This window comes from Brevundimonas pishanensis, from assembly GCF_022750635.1.
GTDB classification, from domain to species: Bacteria; Pseudomonadota; Alphaproteobacteria; order Caulobacterales; family Caulobacteraceae; genus Brevundimonas; species Brevundimonas pishanensis.
Genome location: NZ_JAJKBG010000005.1, coordinates 309593 through 326065 on the forward strand (window position 1 = coordinate 309593; position 16473 = coordinate 326065).

Consider the following 16473-nt stretch of genomic DNA (forward strand, 5'->3'; position numbering starts at 1 on the left):
GCTCAAAATGAGGGCAAACCAGCTAAGAGCTGCTCGAAAGCCGCGTAGAAATAGCCCGGACGATCCTGCACGCCTCCTCGCCAAGATGATGCTCTAATTATCTTGCCCCATTCCGTACTCACACTCTCAAACTGAACGATGAGCCCCAGGCTGTGTCGTGACCTCTGCCAATACCGTTGACGGCGCGTGTCATGGAGCCTGAGCGGTCCAGGAACTGATCCGCCAGTTCGATCATGAGCGGGTTTGGGGTGGCGTAGGGTGCGCGTTTTCTAAGACTATGCGCTAGGGCTTGCTCAAGGCCGGGACCGATCATTTGGCAAGCAATGATAAAGGCGGCGGCGGGGGAGCGGCTGACGCCTGCCCAGCAGTGGATCAACAGCGGTCCCGCCGATTGGGCAGCCTGCCCAAAGGCGAGGATGTCCCTGACTAGGTCCTGTGATGGGGCAATAAGGCCGTCGCGCGCATCGGCGATATCATTGAAACGCAATTCCAGATGATGGGGCGCGATTTGGGCAAAACGGGTGAGCTCGGCGCTGGGTGAGATCAGGCTGAGGATGTGCGAAGGACGACGTGCAAGTGCGATGGCTTCTACGTCGTGTAATGGGCAGACGATGATGGCGCTCATAGCGCAACGACGATACTGAGCGCCAAGAGGCAGCCGATCTCGAACGCCTGTTCGACGGCCCCCAGAACATCACCTGTGCGACCGCCCAAATGTTTCCACGCCAGCCATGCGGGGATGGTCGCCGCGATCAGGCCCAGCCCCATGCCTGCACCGGCCATCAATGGTGACAGCAGGGCAAAGGGGATAAGGCCGAAGCCTAAGGCTATCAGCACATTATATATGCTGGTCCGATCCGGATTACCTTCTTTGGCCATGCCGGGATTGCCGCCATAGGGCATGATAGCCATGGCGGTGACAGCGGCTGAGCGACCAAGTGTTTGGGCGCAGATCATGGCCACGGCGGCCAGCCATGGCGATACCTCTATCAGGGCAGCAAGGCAGGCGATCCGGAGCGTGAGATTGAGGAACAGTACCGAGGCCCCATAGGTGCCAAGGCGACTGTCCTTCATGATTTCCAAGCGGCGCTCACGCGTGGTTCCGCCGCCGATGCCATCGGCCGTATCGGCAAGGCCGTCTTCGTGGAAACAGCCGGTCAGGGCCATGCTGGCCGCAACGGCCAGAATGGCCGCCACCAAGGGCGCGGTGATCTGGGCTGCGCCATAGAGGACCGCAGCCGAAGCACCTCCGACCATCATCCCGACGAGGGGATAATAGCGGGCGCTAGCTTGGATCCATGCGGGATCAAAGGCCTTGAGTTGCGGTGTCGGGATGCGCGTCAGGAACTGGACCGCGCAAATCACAAGATTGATCTCGCGACGGATCATTGGGCAGCGTCCAGCACGTCTTGAAGACTGGCAACCTCGCTGATGATCGCACAGCCCGCCTTGATGAGAGGAACGGCCAAAAGTGCACCAGTGCCTTCGCCAAGACGAAGATCCAAATCTAGTAGAGGCTTGGCGTCGAGCGCTTGCATGATTACGCGATGACCCGGTTCGACCGAGGCGTGAGCAAAGACGCAGTAGTCCTGTGCTTGAGGAACGAGGCGCAGGGCAATCAACGCCGCTGCCGAACAGATCACACCGTCGATGATGACGGCCACACCAGCCTTAGCACAGGCTAGTACTGCGCCGGCGATCATGGCGATCTCATAGCCGCCGAACTGGGACAGAACCTCCAGAGGATCAGTCGCGTCACTGCGAGCAGCGGCTTTGGCAAGGACGGCCTTCTTGTGGGCCAAGCCTTCGGGGGAATGACCCGCACCCGGACCGACGCAAGTTTCGAGCGGGGCGGGAGCCAGGCGCGAAATGATCAGGGCCGCAGGTGAGCTGTTGCCTATGCCCATTTCGCCTAGGCAGATGAGGTCGGCACCTTTACGGATGGCGTCTGCGGTAATGCGCGCCCCGGCGAGCAGGGCTTCAACCGCCTGTTCACGCGTCATGGCAGGAGCCACAGAGGCATCTTCGGTGCCCATGGCGATCTTGGCATGGATCAGATCTTGGCGGTCGGACAGGTCTGCGGCCACACCGGCATCCACCACACTGACCATGGCCCCGACGACACCGGCAAAGGCATTGGCGCTGGCCTTGCCCGCTAGCAGGGTGTCCACCATCGAGACCGTGACCGCTGCCGGAAAGGCTGCGACGCCCGAGCGGGTCAGGCCGTGATCGCCAGCAAAGACCAGAAGCTCGGGCTGGGTAATCTGTGGCGTGGCGTTTTTCTGGATCAGGGCCAGTTGCACCGCCAGTTCCTCGATGCGGCCCAAGGCCTGCGGCGGCTTGGCCTTGCCATCCACCACGGCTTGGAACAACGACTGCTGGGAGCGGTCAAGCGCGGGAATGGAGATGAGGTCGTTGAGCGTCTGCATCACAGGCCGGCAATCTTACTGAGGGTGGGAATATCGAGGTGGGCTTCGAGGATGTCGGCGATCCGGTCCAGGGCCTCATGGATGCGCTGGCTGTGATTGGTCGGAGTGATCTGACCTGACAGTTCCGGCAGCAGGGCGGCGCGCACTTCAGTCTGATCGAACAGGCCATGGACGTAGAGACCCATGACCTTGCCATCAGGGCTGATAGCCCCTTGTGGTCGGCCATCAATGAAGGCGACGGGTTGTGCGGTATCTGGACCTGTCGTTGCGCCGATGTGGATTTCATAACCTGTAAAAGGAGCTTGGCTACCGGCCAAAACGCCTTGGACTTTCTTCAGGGTTTTTGGGCCTTCTAAACGGGTATCGACATCCAGTAAGCCGAGACCCTCGGACGAACCGATTGGCCCTTCAATGCCCGCAGGGTCATGCACAGTGCTACCCAGTATCTGATAACCCCCGCAGATGCCGATGACCCGACCGCCGCGCCGGACATGGGATAGTATGTCGATGTCCCATCCCTGCGCCCGCAGAAAGGCAAGGTCCGAAATGGTGGATTTTGTGCCGGGGATGATGATGACGTCTGTATCGGCCCCGATCACCTGACCGGGAGGCACGAAAGATAGATCAATCTGAGGCTCCAGACGCAGAGGATCAAAATCGTCGAAATTGGCAATGCGCGACAGCATGGGCACGGCAATCTTCAACCGCTTGCCTTCACTCGACGGCAAGGGAGTTTGCAGAACCACAGCGTCTTCAGCAGGCAGGAAGGCGGCGTCCTTTAGCCATGGGATCATGCCCATGTCGGGCCATCCTGTCAGATTTTGGATCTGCTGGCGTCCTTCGTCGAAGAGGGCGGGATCACCACGAAACTTATTGATGATGAAGCCCTTGATGGCCCCGCGATCGGCCGCGTCCAGAACCGTGTGCGCCCCTGCCAGAGCCGCGATAACATGGCCACGGTCGATGTCACCGACAAGTATGACCGGCACATCGGCCGCAAGAGCAAAGCCCATATTGGCAATGTCGCTGGCCCTTAGATTGATCTCGGCAGGACTGCCCGCTCCCTCGACTATGACCAGATCGGATTCAGCTTTTAAGACTTTAAAGCTCTCAAGCACCACATCTAGCAGGGCCGTCTTATGGGCCTGATAACCGCTGGCCTTCCATGAGCCTTGGACCTGTCCACGCACGACAAGCTGGGTGCCTGTGTCGCTCTGAGGTTTCAGAAGGACAGGGTTCATATCGACCGTGGGCGGCGTGCGGCAAGCCATGGCTTGCAGTGCTTGTGCACGGCCGATCTCGCCCGTGCGACCTTGGCTATCGGGGGCAGTAACCGCAGCATTATTGGACATGTTCTGTGGCTTAAACGGGCGAACCCTTAACCCGTGGCGTGTGAACAATCGGCAGAGCCCTGCCACTAGAACCGACTTGCCCACGTCCGAGCCGCAGCCCTGAATCATTATCGCAGCCATGCAAAGCCTCCGATCAGTATGAGGGTCAGCAAGCCGCCACAGGCTAGAAGATAGAGGCGCAGAGCCTGTTTTAGATGGTGTGCCTTGGGGGCTTCCCCTTCTCCCAGCACAGGCCGCATAGCGTCTTGGCCATCATAGCGGATCTCGCCCCCCAGTCTGACGCCTAAGGCTCCAGCCATGGCAGCCTCGGTCCAACCGGCATTCGGGGATGCGTGTTTACGGGCATCGCGTCCCATCACCTGCCAGCCCTTAAGTCCCCTCCCAGCGATCATTCCCGCAAGTGCAATCAGGACCCCCGCGATGCGGGCCGGTATCCAGTTCATCAAATCGTCGGTCTTTGCCGCCGCCCAGCCAAAGGCCCGCCAGCGCGGTTCCATATGGCCGATCATACTGTCCGCCGTATTGATGGCCTTATATGCGAACAGTCCCGGCAAACCGGCAAGCAGGAACCAGAAGACCGGTGCCACCACCCCGTCATTAAAGCTTTCGGCCAGACTTTCGATAGCGGCCGTTGCGATGTCGCGCTCATCCATGTCGTGGGTATCGCGCCCGACAACCATGCCGACCGCCGTGCGGGCCGAGGCCGTATCCCACCTATAAAGCGGGGCTTCGATGGCCTTGATGTGGTGCCACAGACTACCCGCCGCCAAACCACAGGTCCCGCAGGCCACCATCACGACGAAGGACCACGGCTTCGGCAATATCTGACTAAGGCTTGTGATCAATAAGCCAATACCAATTGTCACGAACAACAGGATCAGGACGCTGAGAACACCCATGGCTCGTTTCCAGCCTTGGCTGCGCTCAGCCTTATTCCAATCCCGTTCCAAGGCCGCGATCAGCCGTCCAATCCAGACGACGGGGTGCGGCAGTCCTTGGGGCCAGCGGATCAAGGCTTCGACGACTAGAGCGGCGGCCACGATCCACCACGCCTCAGCGGTCACGACCGATAATCTCCAGGACTGGACCTGAGGCTCCGTCCAGCAGTCGGCTTTCAACCCCATAGGCCCGTCGCAAAACTTCTGGCGACAGTGCCTCCAGCGGCAGGCCATCCGCTATGATCTGCCCATCGGCCAGAACCATCACACGGTCGGCTATGCGAATGGCGGCGGCTAAATCATGCAGGGTAAGGATGATGCCATAGCCCTGCTGGTGGGCCAGTTCTTGGAACAGGTCGCCCACATCCAGAACATGACCGGGGTCAAGGCCCGCCAGAGGCTCATCTGCCAGCAGCCAGTCCGGCTGTCCGGCTAAGGCGCGGGCGATCAGGACACGGGCACGCTCGCCGCCTGACAGGCTTGAGACAACACGATGCCTGAAATCGGTTGTGCCCGTCAGGGCCATGGCGGCTTCGACATGGGCGCGGTCGTCGTGGCTCAGTCCCCACGCGCTCTGATAGGCGGTGCGGCCCAAGCCGACGAAGGTTTTGCCATCTACGGCCCACGCGATCTCGGCATTCTGGGGCAGATAGCCGATCTGGCGGGCGCGCTGTCGGCTGGGCATCCGGCCAAGGTCCTTGCAGCCAAGGGTAACGGTCCCTGATTGAGGGCTACGAAGCTGGGCAAGGCAGTCGAGGAAGGTTGACTTGCCCGCGCCATTGGGGCCGACAATGGCGGTGACCTTGCCGCGTTTGAAACGGGCGGACACGCCCTTGAGGATGCCGCGATTGGCGATACGGACCGCGATGTCGCGGGCTTCAAAATCGGTCATGCCAGTTTGCGCCGCATAGAGATCAGAAGGGCGAGGAAGAAGGGGCCGCCGATAATCGCCATGGCGACGCCGAGCTTGATCTCGGAGGCTGCGGGCATCAAGCGCACCACTATGTCGGCTGCCAAGGTGATGACGGCTCCGCCCAATGCAGAGGGCAGTAAAAGCGCCGAGGGACGTGCCCCCACAAGGGGGCGCAAAATGTGGGGCGTGACCAGGCCGACAAAGCCGATGACGCCCGTGACCGCGACCGCCGAACCCACCGCCAGAGCGCTGCCGATCGCTAGCATCAGGCGGCCACGTCCCAGATTGACCCCCAATGTCTTGGCCCCGTTTTCGCCCAGCGTTAGGGCATCAAGGGTGCGCCCCTGTGTGAGAAGAAGAAGACAGCCCAAGGCCATTCCGGGTGCAGCAATCTTGATCTCGTCAAAGCTGCGATCGCTGAGAGAGCCCATCAGCCAGGTGACAATCTCGTTCACGGCCCAAGGGTTGGGCGCGAGATTGAGGGCAAGGGCGACACCTGCACCGGAAATAGTCTGGATCACCACACCGGCCAGAATAAAGGTCACAACGCTGGAGGTGGCTCCGGCCATCAGCAGAAGGAGTAAGACACCAAAGGCTGCCCCCACCATGGCAGCGGCAGGCAGGACCCAGATCCCGGCGGCGACCGTGCCCATATAGAAGGTGAGCACGGCCCCCAAGGCCGCCATGCTGGAGACGCCCAGCATTCCCGGGTCGGCCAGCGGGTTGCGGGTATAGCCCTGTAAGGCCGCACCCGTGAGACCCAGCACAGCCCCCACCATCAGGGCCAGAAGGGTCCGTGGCAGGCGCAGTTCGAACAGGATGGCCCATGCGGGATCACCCTTGTTGGCCAACCATCCTGACCAAGGAATCCACACCTTGCCCGCGCTGAGGCTGGCCACGGCTAGAACGGCGATAAGGGCCATCAGGCCCACATAAATAAGGGACCGTCTGATAGTGCTCATGACAACTGTTCCAGCGCCAGATCGCGGGCGCGACTTAGGGCCTGTGCCGTGCGGACAAGGACTGGGCCTCCGCAATAAAGCAGGCGTTCGTCAAAGGGAGCCTGAACCATTCGGTCTCTCAGCGAGGCCAGAGCCTGATGGTGCATGATCCGCTCGGCCCAGCTTCGGGCTTGGTTTTGGGCTGTGCTGCTAAGCAGGACTTCAGGCGGATTGGCCAGCAGGCTCTCGAGGGAAACATTGCCCCATTTGCCGACGCCATATTCACCAGCAACATTTTCGAAGCCTGCGATTTCCATCATCTCGCTCATCAAAGTGCCTTGGCCGGCGGCAAAGCCATTGGGCTGGTAGATGAGGGCGCGCAGGCGACGCGGATGGTGCGGGCGCGAGGCAGACAGGGCAGCATTGATCCGTTTAATCAGGGACTCGCCCCGTGCTGGGTGTCCGACCAGACGAGCAATGTCCCGAACCTGTTGCTGATTTTCTGAAATACTGGCCGGAACGCCGAAAATAGACGGGGTAATACCCATTCGATTGAGGGCGTTGCGGGTCGCCCGATCTCCATGAAGACTACCCAAAACCAGATCGGGGCGCAGGCTGATGATCTCTTCAGCTGTGCCGTGGGTCTGGGGAAACGTCAGAGCCAGATCGTAGAGGTTCGACTGCTGGCGAATGCGCGAATAATGGCTCAGGGCCTTGATCTGCTGGCGGTCGGCGACCTCGACGAGTATGGCGTCCAGACACGGGTTCAGCGACACGATTCGCTGGGGCCGCGAGCGGGCATGAGCCGAGAGGGGAAGCCCCCCTGCCAGCACCAATCCCCCTATGGCCGCTCTGCGGTTCAGCGACATGGACCAGCCTCTAGAGCATTGACCAGACGCGGCAGAGTCTCCGAGGTGGGGACGCCGAAGCGTAAGGTCTCTGGCGCGTAGTCGAAGGGACGGGTCAGGATGCCGTGCTGGCAAAGATGCTCGAACCAGACGTGGGCGTTATCTGAGCGCACGAGCCTAAAGAGCGTGGTCCCGCCAATGATTTCGAACCCGGCAGTTATCAGGGCTTGGTCGAGGGCCTGACTGTCCTGCTTTAGGCGAAGGGCGGTCTGGGTTTGCCAAGCCTTGTCGGAATAGGCTGCCCGTCCGATGACCATGGCTTCGGTGCTGATGGGCCAGTCACCGGTCAGGCCCCGCATTTTGGCCTTAAGCCTTGGATCGGCGACCATAAAGCCCAGTCGCAATCCGGCCAGTCCGAAGAACTTTCCGAACGAGCGCAGGACGATCAGATGCTCGATGTCTTGGTCGGCAATGGAGGCGTGAAGCGCGCAGCCGATGAAGGATTCATCGACAATCAGCCACTGACCCTGACGGTCGCGCTTTCGTGCCAGCTTGATCAGGGTGTCGCGATCAAACAGATGTCCGTCGGGATTGTTGGGATTGACGATCACTAGAACGCCAGCCCCCGAATTCAGGGCCTGATACTTGGAAATGGAATGGGGGGCCATGGACGACACCCGCCAGGATTCCTTGTGGGCACCATAGGTGGGCTCGACGATATCAACCGTCGAAGGTCCCAGAATAAGGGGCATCATGCGGATGGCAGTCTCTGCACCCGATACCGCACAGACGCGCTCTGGCCCGACGCCAAATGTGCCTCCGGCAAGACGCTCCAGTTCCAGTATGTCTACCGGATCAGGCAGGGCATTGAGGCTTTCGTCAGGCGCGCGAACACCCGTCCAAGGCACAGGATTGACGCCGGTCGACAGGTCCAGCCACGGCCTTGGCGCGTCCGGATAGGCATAGGCGGCGGCCCGAAGGCCGCCGCCGTGCCTGACTGCCGCTTCATGGGGTGTGAAGTGGCGCATCATGGATCAGAATTTGACGCGGACGCCGCCGTAGACGCCGCTCTCAGCCGTGCCGTAGTTCGGAACGATCTGATATTCCTCGTCGAACAGGTTCTCGACGCGGGCATAGACTTCGAGATTGTCGTTGACCGGATAGGACACTCGCAGGTCCACCAGGGTGTATTCCTCCAGAGCGGCAGTGTTGCCGTCATTGGTGAAGGCCTCACCTGCATAGCGCACCGCAACACCCGTCTTCAGACCGCTGGAGAAGGCATAGTCGGCCGAGAGGTTGGCCATGTGCTCGGGACGACGGGTCAGGTGTTTACCCTTGTTGGCACCCGAAGCGTTGAGAGCTTCAGTCCAGGTGTAGTTGGCCGCGATCTGGAAGGCGGGCGTGATAGCGATCTTGCCGCTGACCTCGATGCCTTGGGCCTCGGTCTTCTGGACGTTGGTGTAATAGCCCCAGCGTGCGACGCCGTTAACGCTGCACAGAGGATCGGGAGCACCGGTACAACCGAAGTAACGGATTTCATTATCGGCCACGCGGTTGAAATAGGTGACACCGATGCTGGCCTTATCGCCAAAGGCCTGCTGTACACCGACTTCCCAAGCGTCGAACTCTTCCGGCTGAAGGGTCAGGTTGCCGTATTCGCTATAGAGCTCATACAGGCCCGGCGCGCGGAAGCCTTGGCCCCAGCTGGCACGGATGACCGTGTCGCCATCGTTGAGCGACCAAGCAGCTGCGACCTGACCCAAGGTCTTGTCGCCATATTGGGCGTGGTCGTCATAACGCAGACCTGCCGTGAAGTTCAGGCTCGCAAGCGCCGCCCACTGGAACTGCACGTAAGCGCTGTCCTGATCGGCACGGCCGGTAGCGAAGTCCGGCTTGATAGCACTGTCGTATGGCGAGCGGGTGCGCATTTCAGCGCGTTCGCTTTCAAGACCAAAGGTCGCGCTAAGGTCCGACGTGAAAGCAAAGACACCCTGATAGTCAAAGCGCGTGTTTTCGCCTTGAGCCTCGAAGGTCGAGGTCTCGATAGTGCGTGCCGGATTGGCGTTGTTGCGCTGGGTGTCGGTATAGGCATAGCCCACGCGGTTACGCAGGCGTCCGCCCAGAAGGTCGAAGTTCACACCGGCATAGGTGACCAGTTCTTCGGTGTTGCCGTATTCACGGCTGTCGCCGTTATAAGCATCGAAGTCATTGGTGCCGTCCGAATAGACTGCACGCAAATCGATCGATGCGGCATCCGACAGCTTGTAGTTCAGGCGACCAGACAGGCTGGTGTTTTCATAGCCGTCATCTTCGGTGCCCGTGGCATAGGCCGAGAAGCCATCCGTGTCATAACGGTTGGCCGCCAGACGCCAGCTCAAACGGTCATTCACCCCACCAATGGAGCCGCGGAAATAGGTTGTGCCGAACGAACCGGCCTCGGCACTGAAGCCGCCTTGGAAGCTTTCCGTTGGCTCTGCGGTGATGATGTTGACGACGCCGCCGATGGCTTGGCTGCCCCACAGGGTGGATTGGGCACCGCGCAGGATTTCGATCCGGCCAATGTCACCAACCAGAAGGTTGGTGAAGTTGGCACCGCCCTGCGTCGAGGACGGGTCATTCATTTTCACGCCGTCGATCAGCACGACAGTGTGGTGGCCTTCGGCACCACGGATGTTGACGGTTGTCGAGGTGCCCACACCGCCATTGCGGGTGAAGCTGACACCAGGCGTGCGGGCCAGAGTATCGGACAGGGCGGTGGCCTGACTGGCTTCAAGAGCCGTCTTCGTCAGAACAGTGACCGAGGCACCGACGCGGTCGATCGCTTGTGCCGAGCGGTTGGCCGTGACCACGATGTCGCTGAGCGCAGTGGCGGCGGTGCGGTCCGCAACCGAAGGTGCAGCCGCGTGTTGGTCGACGGTTTCGGCAAGGGCCGGATTAGCGGCAAAAAGAGCAAGGCCAGCGGCCGAAAGAAGAAGCCTGTTCACTGTGACATCCCCAAATGGAGGCGCGCAGCAAGGCAGACCGCGTATGACACTTAAGACATACGCAATCGCCCGCTGAACGCGGTTGAAAACGATGTCGTCACACGAGTTACCTCGACCACTTGGCTCTTCCCGGCCGCGTGGAGAACGACGGCGGCAGGTAGGTCTCCTGGCTCACGGATCAACGCCGGTGCACGTCGCCTTCCCAGTGACATCTGGCCGTAGCCAAGTCCGTCTCCAGTGGCATATGACGTGCGGGCTAGCCGCTTACAGTTGCGGGAACAGCCGGAGCTTGAAACTCCGTTCCCTTTTAATCCCCGTTAACGGGAACCTGACGCAAGGTCGGCAGTAAGCCCGACAGCCGCACAGGTCAATCGGAGATTTTTGATGGGCTTTACGCTGGTTCTGGGCGGAGCACGTTCGGGCAAAAGCCGCTATGCGCAGACCATGGCAGAGGCGGCGGCACAGGATTGCTGCACCCGCCCCATCGCCATCGTCACCGCCCAAGTCTATGATGAAGAGATGGCCCAGCGCGTGGCCCTGCACAAGCATGACCGTGGGGATGCATGGGAAACCGTGGAAGCTCCGCTTGACCTGTGCGGGGCAATCAACGGCCTGAAATCGGGCGATGTCGCGGTCATCGACTGTATGACATTGTGGCTCACGAACATTCTCTTGGCAGAAGCAGATTTTGCCGTTGAAATCGACCGATTGCTGGCTTCCCTCAAGGCTAGCCCCGCCATGATCTGGATCGTCAGCAATGAGGTGGGCTGGGGCATTGTGCCCGATAATGCGCTCGCTCGCCGCTTCAGAGACGAGGCAGGACGCCTGAACCAGAAACTGGCCGAAGCCTCTGAACAGGCCGTCCTGGTCGTCGCCGGGATGAAGCTGGATTTAGCGCGGGTTTAGTCGAGTGTAATCATGCCCTGGGGTGGCACGCGGACAAGGAAATGCCCCTTAACCCCCTCGGGCCAAAACTTGTAGGGGACGACGCCTTGTGGGCTATCGTCATAGTGTTTCGCAAACTCGACCAGAGCTTCAGCCGCCTCTTGGGTCGGCTCGAAACTGCCCATGACATAACCGATCTTGCCTGCTGCCCTAAGATGGACGGTACAGTGCTGCGAACAGGCAAACAGACAGGCCATAGGCTCGACGCTAATCCGGCTCTCATCCGAGGTTTTCAGGACCTGTTGGATATGGCCCGCCAAGGCACTTCCGCCTCGCTCTCCCGAGGGCAGATTGGGTTCGTCCGATTTGAATTTGCAGGTTGAACAAACCACCAGAGAGGTGCCGTTTTCAGACGGCCGCAATATCGACATTACACATGATCCTGAGGCATGGGGACGAAGTTAGACGGCTCCATTTTCCCCGTTTCCGATTCTGTATCGGAACCTGCTCAGGATAGTCACATGCCCCTCGAAAATGCCAATATCGATCTGAAGCATAAAGAAAAAATGAAGAAAATTCAGATCGTTAAGGCTAAAATTTTGGCCGGAAAGACGGTCGAAAAGGGCTTGGTGATTGTCCATACGGGAGCCGGTAAAGGTAAGACAACTGCGGCCCTTGGCATGGCTATCCGGATGATCGGTCACGGCATGAAGGTATCGATTATCCAGTTCATCAAGGGGGCAATGGACACCGGCGAACAGGCGGTTTTCAACGTCTTTCCGGACCTCGTTGAAATGCGGCCCATGGGCGAAGGCTTTACCTGGGACACACAGGATCGAGCTGCAGACATAGCCAATGTCCGCGCCGCCTGGGAGGTATGCAAATCAAGGATCATGGACCCCGAATGGAAGATGGTGATCTGCGATGAACTGAACATCGCCCTGCGCTACGACTATCTGCCTCTCGAAGAGGTTCTAGAGGTCTTGGCCAACAAACCCGAGGACACCCATGTCGTGATTACGGGGCGAAATGCCAGGGAAGAACTGATCGCGGTAGCTGACCTCGTGACCGAGATGAGCCTAGTCAAGCACCCATTCCGATCTGGCGTAAAAGCGCAAGCTGGCGTGGAGTTTTAATCATGGAAATTGACGGTTCAAACCCAAAGCTACGCTACATAGAAATCGAAGAGTTCACAGCTCTTATACGCTTAGTCGCAAACGGAACTGGCTGGGCTCTTTGTGTCTCAAACGCTGTCGAAAGCAGTAGGATACTACAGCTGCGTAAACAGGAGGTTTTGTCGCTGTGCCTACGGCTGAACCGAAAGTCGGGACTGTCCTTAATTGTTTCGGATCAGCAGATCCCGGTGACAATGGATGACGTAGTTTTTGTCGGTTACAGGGCTGCCAAAGGCTTGGCTAAGATCAATAACCGCAGCCTGACAGCGCCAGAAGTTTGCACGCTGTTGGGCATTTCCAACACAGAGCGTCTTAGCTTAACAAAGTCAGGATACCTGCGCCCTTCTGGCAAACAGGAGATCGGTCGATCCGGTTCGGTGAAATCAGACCTCTACCGCATCCAGGATGTAGAAAAATATCGCCACCCTGAAAAACGCGATGTGTAACCAGAATTCATGCGATCCCAAATTGTCAAAAACTGCCCCAAGCAAATGCACAGAATGCCGCTTAGGCGAAAAGTGCTGGTGGATTAACTCCACCAGCTCGATTTCGGCGCTTCTGCTTTAAGTACGATTTCTAGAGCTTCGCGATCATGAAAGCCTTGGCCGATTGAAGGGACCTCTGGATGGGCATCAAGAAGCATCCAGATATCCTTCGGGCTAACAGCTAAACGAGCAGCAGCTTCTCGCGTTGACATGAATTTGAGGCCCGTTTCTCTCACGGAGGCGCGACAATAGCGCGACTTCTCCTCTGTGAATTTGGTGATGTGGCCGCGCCGACGAAGCCAGCTGACGTCTTGTGCCGTGCAGTTTAGGTAGCGCTCTACTTCGCAGAGAGACATCCAACTTCGATCGTAGATGCCGTAATGTTGGCGATCAAAAATGTAGGGCGTGGAGGTGTCGGAGCCTCCCATGATTAAGGCGCGTGCCCCAGCCTCATGGACAGCAATTTTATAAGATTTAGGTCCTTTCAGGAGAGCAAGGCCTCCGGGCAGCTTACCGTTGAGTCCGCCTCGCAGTACTGGCAGCCATGGTTTCTCGCGTCCGCCTACCCCTGTGAAAGCGACGTCTAGCGAGATGTAGCCCGCATTTGGCCGCACTTCGTTCAGGGCTTTCAACAGCTCAAACAAATGATTTGCTGAGGTGCCAGCTAAGGACTGGTCCCCTCGCAGAATGCGAATGGCAGGATCGGGCTCTTCAGCTAACCAGTTTGCCGCTAAGAGTTGCTCCATCGCGATACGAGGCAGATCGAACACCCTTTTGAATAGAGAACCGTCGAACCACTTCTGGGCGCGACCGCGAAGCTCGACAACCGAACTACGCAAGATCAACGAAGGGAACGTATCGCTCCGGAACTCAGCCCGTTTTAGATGACCATTAGCAACAAGTTCGCCGATACAACTTGTGCTGACCGACAAAATATCTGCGGCCTTAGAGTGGCACACGATGTCGTACCGGTCATGTGACGATCGTGGAGACCGTTTCGGATAACAGCCCCAATGATGCGACATCAGACGCTCGATATTTCGGGTGACCACGGGTTGAGAGTGGTCACGTGCAACTCTGAGAGCCGTCCGAAATATTGCTGGTTGGGATTGATCTCCCTGCTCTCGGTACAAATCCCAAATTGATTTTGGGTAATCCAAGAGCATCCTGGCACCGAAGGCTAAGTGCTCAGGCGTCCATGAGCCTTTGTTGTTGATGCCTTCGTAATGGGCACCATAAGCTGACTGGCCAAATGCCAGCACCAGCTCGTAAACGTCGGTTGCGGAGTCGATTTCAAAAAAGGGCGGAACACGATTGATGGCTTCCGTTACCTGTTCTTCGTCGTCACTAAATAGCTGCAGCACCCAGCCTAAAATCTCACGATGCTTCAGCGCTATAGTTTTTGTCCCTCTGAACTCCAGCGACCCTCCGCACCTTGCGCACGAGTGAACATTTTGCGCTTGAGGCCAAGTCAACTTGCCTTGGCAAACAGGGCAACTGTCCACCAATCTAGTCCATGTGACAGGGCAGAAATTCAGATGCTCAACCATCCATGTGGCTTGGTGAACCTTTGGAGGGTACTTTGAGCGAGGAATCCGGCGGACATGATGGCAGATTTGATGGGGGCGTAAATAAACCCCTCCAAGCTTGCGTTTGCCGTCATCAGTTAAAGGACGGATGCCCCATAAACCTTTTAGTTCATGAGGGGGCATTCCGAGGAGTTCACTAAGCTCGGGAAGCGATCGTGACAGTCTGGTGAGATAATCGCCTTTAATGCTGAAATTGATGCCGCCTAAGGCCAAAAAGCTTCTGATCGAGCCGAGATGATTGGCGTCGACTGCTCGGGCTATAAATCCGAGGGCAGTCTCTCCTGGCGCGGGCTGAACGGGGAAGAGCAAGCTCTTCCCCTGAAATGCCTCGGCCGAATTAAGACTTGAGGCATTACCGTCAGCCAACACGATGCTCCTTGAAGGGGTTCTTGTTGGTAAAGGCTTGCTCAATCGCCCACGCGTCCACTGCCCATGAGAGGTCTTCGAGCGTGATGCGATTTGCTCCCCGCCTGATGGCCGCTTCCATCGCGACATGTATCAGTCGCATGACACGGCCAACGATCCCTTTCGACACTTCAAACAACGCTGAAAGTGTTGTTGGTTCTGTCAGCTCGGAAGGGGATGTGAAACCCGCGACATCAACGAGTGATTGGTCAATCCGGGACACAAAACCTGCGAAGGCCTGTTGATCTTTGACCTTAAGTGCGTCTAGCGGTTTGAGATCACAAGGTGGTCTAAGGCGACCGTTGAGTTGCAGATTACGACCGAACATCTTTTCGGCCTCGTCGGTCCCCAAAAACGCAATCGACACGACACCGGCATCAAGAAGGCCTTTTAGCGTGTCGGTGACATCATTTTTGACCCCGTTTCGGTAGTTCAAATGTTGCACCTCGTCGACGATGAGCAACTCGGTTTTGAACCGTTTGAAGCAGGCGATTAGCCTCTTTTTGAGCGTTAGCTCATTGCCGTGTTCTGGATGAGGGTCCCCAAACGCTTGGAGGATCAGGACCATCAACTTCTTGGAAGTTGTATGCCTTTCGAGGTCGATTTTTATGATGGGTATATAGTCGTCGGTGTTCGGCGTTTGCTTGCTCACAAGGTCTATATAAGCTTGTGCAGACGAGGTTTTACCCGATCCTGAAGGTGCAAGAACGCGAACGCCCATTTGGGGCTTGCCTGGCATTTGGCGTGCAAGTTCACGAAGGTAGTGAAACTCAGCATGCAAAGCCACGTGGGCTGGGTAAGGGATAAACACCGTTTTGAAGCGGGCTAACCTCTCGGCGACTTCCGCATTCAGCATCGCAATTGAACGAGTCATTGGAAGTCCTCCCATTTTTGCGCGTTTTGGACGGCATCGACCCAAGCCGTTTCAGGAACCTGTGCTTGAGGCCTCGTCTTCGTTGGACGCTTCTGAGTTTTGGGTTTTCCTCTAGGCGGCCGCACAGGCTTCTCGTGGTTGTCAGTGCGCTCGGATGCCATGGGTTTGGTCTGGATGATTGGAGCCATACCGTCATGGCGCGCGGGGGCGTACTCAACCCTTATGGCGTTGCTAGACATGGCTTCGATCTTGGGTGATGAAAGTAGTCGAGCTTGCGCGCGCTTGCTTCGTGTGAGGATCCTATCGGGTGTTATGGCCTCGATTTCCTTGCGAAGCTCAACACGTCTCCTGCATCGCTCGTCGGCATCTTCGTGTTGCTCTTCACGCACCCATGTTTGAAGCAAGTCATGACGCCACTTGCATAGACCTGAAGCATACTCAGGGTCTGTGCAGGGTAGTTCGATGAACTGTCCGAGCCTCGGGTGCCAGACGTTTATGTGGTCTAAGTCTGCGGGATTATATTTTACTTCTACGCGTGCCGTAGCTGAACCCTTGCGTCGTCCCCTGATGGGCTCAGTGCGTGCCAGATCTTCCAGCATTGGCCCTGTGATTTCAGGGTCATGGAACTGAAGATTAAAGAGGGTGATGCCCGAAC

17 protein-coding genes and 1 riboswitch are annotated in these 16473 nt (G+C 58.1%); of the genes, 3 read left to right on the forward strand and 14 right to left on the reverse strand.

Annotated features, from left to right (window positions below; translation table 11 throughout):
* Positions 1 to 118: 118 nt before the first annotated feature.
* Genes LOX95_RS11715 through LOX95_RS11760 form a run of 10 tightly spaced genes read right to left on the reverse strand, consistent with a single transcriptional unit; the run spans position 119 to position 10405 of the window.
* On the reverse strand, positions 119 to 625 hold the full coding sequence (locus LOX95_RS11715) for a tyrosine phosphatase family protein (protein WP_242914801.1): 507 nt from the start codon (positions 623 to 625) through the stop codon (positions 119 to 121).
* Positions 622 to 1389, reverse strand: a complete 768-nt coding sequence (gene cobS, locus LOX95_RS11720; RefSeq protein ID WP_242914802.1) for an adenosylcobinamide-GDP ribazoletransferase — start codon at positions 1387 to 1389, stop codon at positions 622 to 624. Before cobS ends, LOX95_RS11715 begins: the two co-directional genes overlap by 4 nt.
* A complete protein-coding gene (cobT, locus tag LOX95_RS11725; protein WP_242914803.1) occupies positions 1386 to 2429 on the reverse strand; it encodes a nicotinate-nucleotide--dimethylbenzimidazole phosphoribosyltransferase in 1044 nt (347 codons plus the stop codon). Before cobT ends, cobS begins: the two co-directional genes overlap by 4 nt.
* Complete coding sequence (locus LOX95_RS11730; protein WP_242914804.1) at positions 2429 to 3901, reverse strand: cobyric acid synthase; 1473 nt, start codon at positions 3899 to 3901, stop codon at positions 2429 to 2431. The genes cobT and LOX95_RS11730 overlap by 1 nt, the downstream gene beginning before the upstream one ends.
* Positions 3889 to 4845, reverse strand: coding sequence for an adenosylcobinamide-phosphate synthase CbiB (gene cbiB / locus LOX95_RS11735; RefSeq protein ID WP_242914805.1), 957 nt, complete (start codon positions 4843 to 4845; stop codon positions 3889 to 3891). Before cbiB ends, LOX95_RS11730 begins: the two co-directional genes overlap by 13 nt.
* The gene (locus tag LOX95_RS11740; RefSeq protein ID WP_242914806.1) at positions 4835 to 5611 is read right to left on the reverse strand and encodes an ABC transporter ATP-binding protein; all 777 of its coding nucleotides are present in this window, start codon (positions 5609 to 5611) and stop codon (positions 4835 to 4837) included. Before LOX95_RS11740 ends, cbiB begins: the two co-directional genes overlap by 11 nt.
* Complete coding sequence (locus tag LOX95_RS11745) at positions 5608 to 6594, reverse strand: FecCD family ABC transporter permease (RefSeq protein ID WP_242914807.1); 987 nt, start codon at positions 6592 to 6594, stop codon at positions 5608 to 5610. Before LOX95_RS11745 ends, LOX95_RS11740 begins: the two co-directional genes overlap by 4 nt.
* The gene (locus LOX95_RS11750; protein ID WP_242914809.1) at positions 6591 to 7442 is read right to left on the reverse strand and encodes an ABC transporter substrate-binding protein; all 852 of its coding nucleotides are present in this window, start codon (positions 7440 to 7442) and stop codon (positions 6591 to 6593) included. Before LOX95_RS11750 ends, LOX95_RS11745 begins: the two co-directional genes overlap by 4 nt.
* Complete coding sequence (cobD, locus tag LOX95_RS11755; protein ID WP_242914811.1) at positions 7433 to 8452, reverse strand: threonine-phosphate decarboxylase CobD; 1020 nt, start codon at positions 8450 to 8452, stop codon at positions 7433 to 7435. The genes LOX95_RS11750 and cobD overlap by 10 nt, the downstream gene beginning before the upstream one ends.
* A gap of 3 nt (positions 8453 to 8455) precedes the next feature.
* Positions 8456 to 10405, reverse strand: a complete 1950-nt coding sequence (locus tag LOX95_RS11760) for a TonB-dependent receptor plug domain-containing protein (protein ID WP_242914813.1) — start codon at positions 10403 to 10405, stop codon at positions 8456 to 8458.
* 139 nt (positions 10406 to 10544) lie between these two features.
* Positions 10545 to 10752: riboswitch (cobalamin riboswitch) on the reverse strand.
* Between the two features lie 37 nt (positions 10753 to 10789).
* On the opposite strand from LOX95_RS11760, the gene cobU reads away from it, so the two are divergent.
* Positions 10790 to 11311 (forward strand): bifunctional adenosylcobinamide kinase/adenosylcobinamide-phosphate guanylyltransferase, encoded by a 522-nt coding sequence (cobU, locus tag LOX95_RS11765; protein ID WP_242914815.1) that lies wholly within the window; start codon positions 10790 to 10792, stop codon positions 11309 to 11311.
* Here the strand turns inward: cobU and LOX95_RS11770 are convergent.
* Positions 11308 to 11721, reverse strand: a complete 414-nt coding sequence (locus tag LOX95_RS11770; RefSeq protein ID WP_242914816.1) for a DUF1636 domain-containing protein — start codon at positions 11719 to 11721, stop codon at positions 11308 to 11310. The genes cobU and LOX95_RS11770 overlap by 4 nt on opposite strands.
* A 90-nt stretch (positions 11722 to 11811) precedes the next feature.
* Between LOX95_RS11770 and cobO the strand changes: the two genes are divergently transcribed.
* Both cobO and LOX95_RS11780 read left to right on the forward strand, forming a co-directional pair.
* The gene (cobO, locus tag LOX95_RS11775; protein ID WP_242914818.1) at positions 11812 to 12426 is read left to right on the forward strand and encodes a cob(I)yrinic acid a,c-diamide adenosyltransferase; all 615 of its coding nucleotides are present in this window, start codon (positions 11812 to 11814) and stop codon (positions 12424 to 12426) included.
* A 2-nt stretch (positions 12427 to 12428) separates the two neighbouring features.
* On the forward strand, positions 12429 to 12911 hold the full coding sequence (locus LOX95_RS11780; RefSeq protein WP_242914820.1) for a hypothetical protein: 483 nt from the start codon (positions 12429 to 12431) through the stop codon (positions 12909 to 12911).
* A gap of 83 nt (positions 12912 to 12994) precedes the next feature.
* Here LOX95_RS11780 and LOX95_RS11785 read toward each other — a convergent pair whose 3' ends face one another.
* The 3 genes from LOX95_RS11785 to LOX95_RS14345 are packed head-to-tail and all read right to left on the reverse strand — an operon-like array spanning position 12995 to position 16465.
* Positions 12995 to 14905, reverse strand: a complete 1911-nt coding sequence (locus LOX95_RS11785) for a hypothetical protein (RefSeq protein ID WP_242914822.1) — start codon at positions 14903 to 14905, stop codon at positions 12995 to 12997.
* A complete protein-coding gene (locus LOX95_RS11790) occupies positions 14898 to 15818 on the reverse strand; it encodes a TniB family NTP-binding protein (protein WP_242914824.1) in 921 nt (306 codons plus the stop codon). Before LOX95_RS11790 ends, LOX95_RS11785 begins: the two co-directional genes overlap by 8 nt.
* Positions 15815 to 16465: a hypothetical protein gene (locus LOX95_RS14345; RefSeq protein WP_427846588.1), complete on the reverse strand. Its 651-nt coding sequence runs from the start codon at positions 16463 to 16465 to the stop codon at positions 15815 to 15817. The genes LOX95_RS11790 and LOX95_RS14345 overlap by 4 nt, the downstream gene beginning before the upstream one ends.
* Positions 16466 to 16473: the final 8 nt, after the last annotated feature.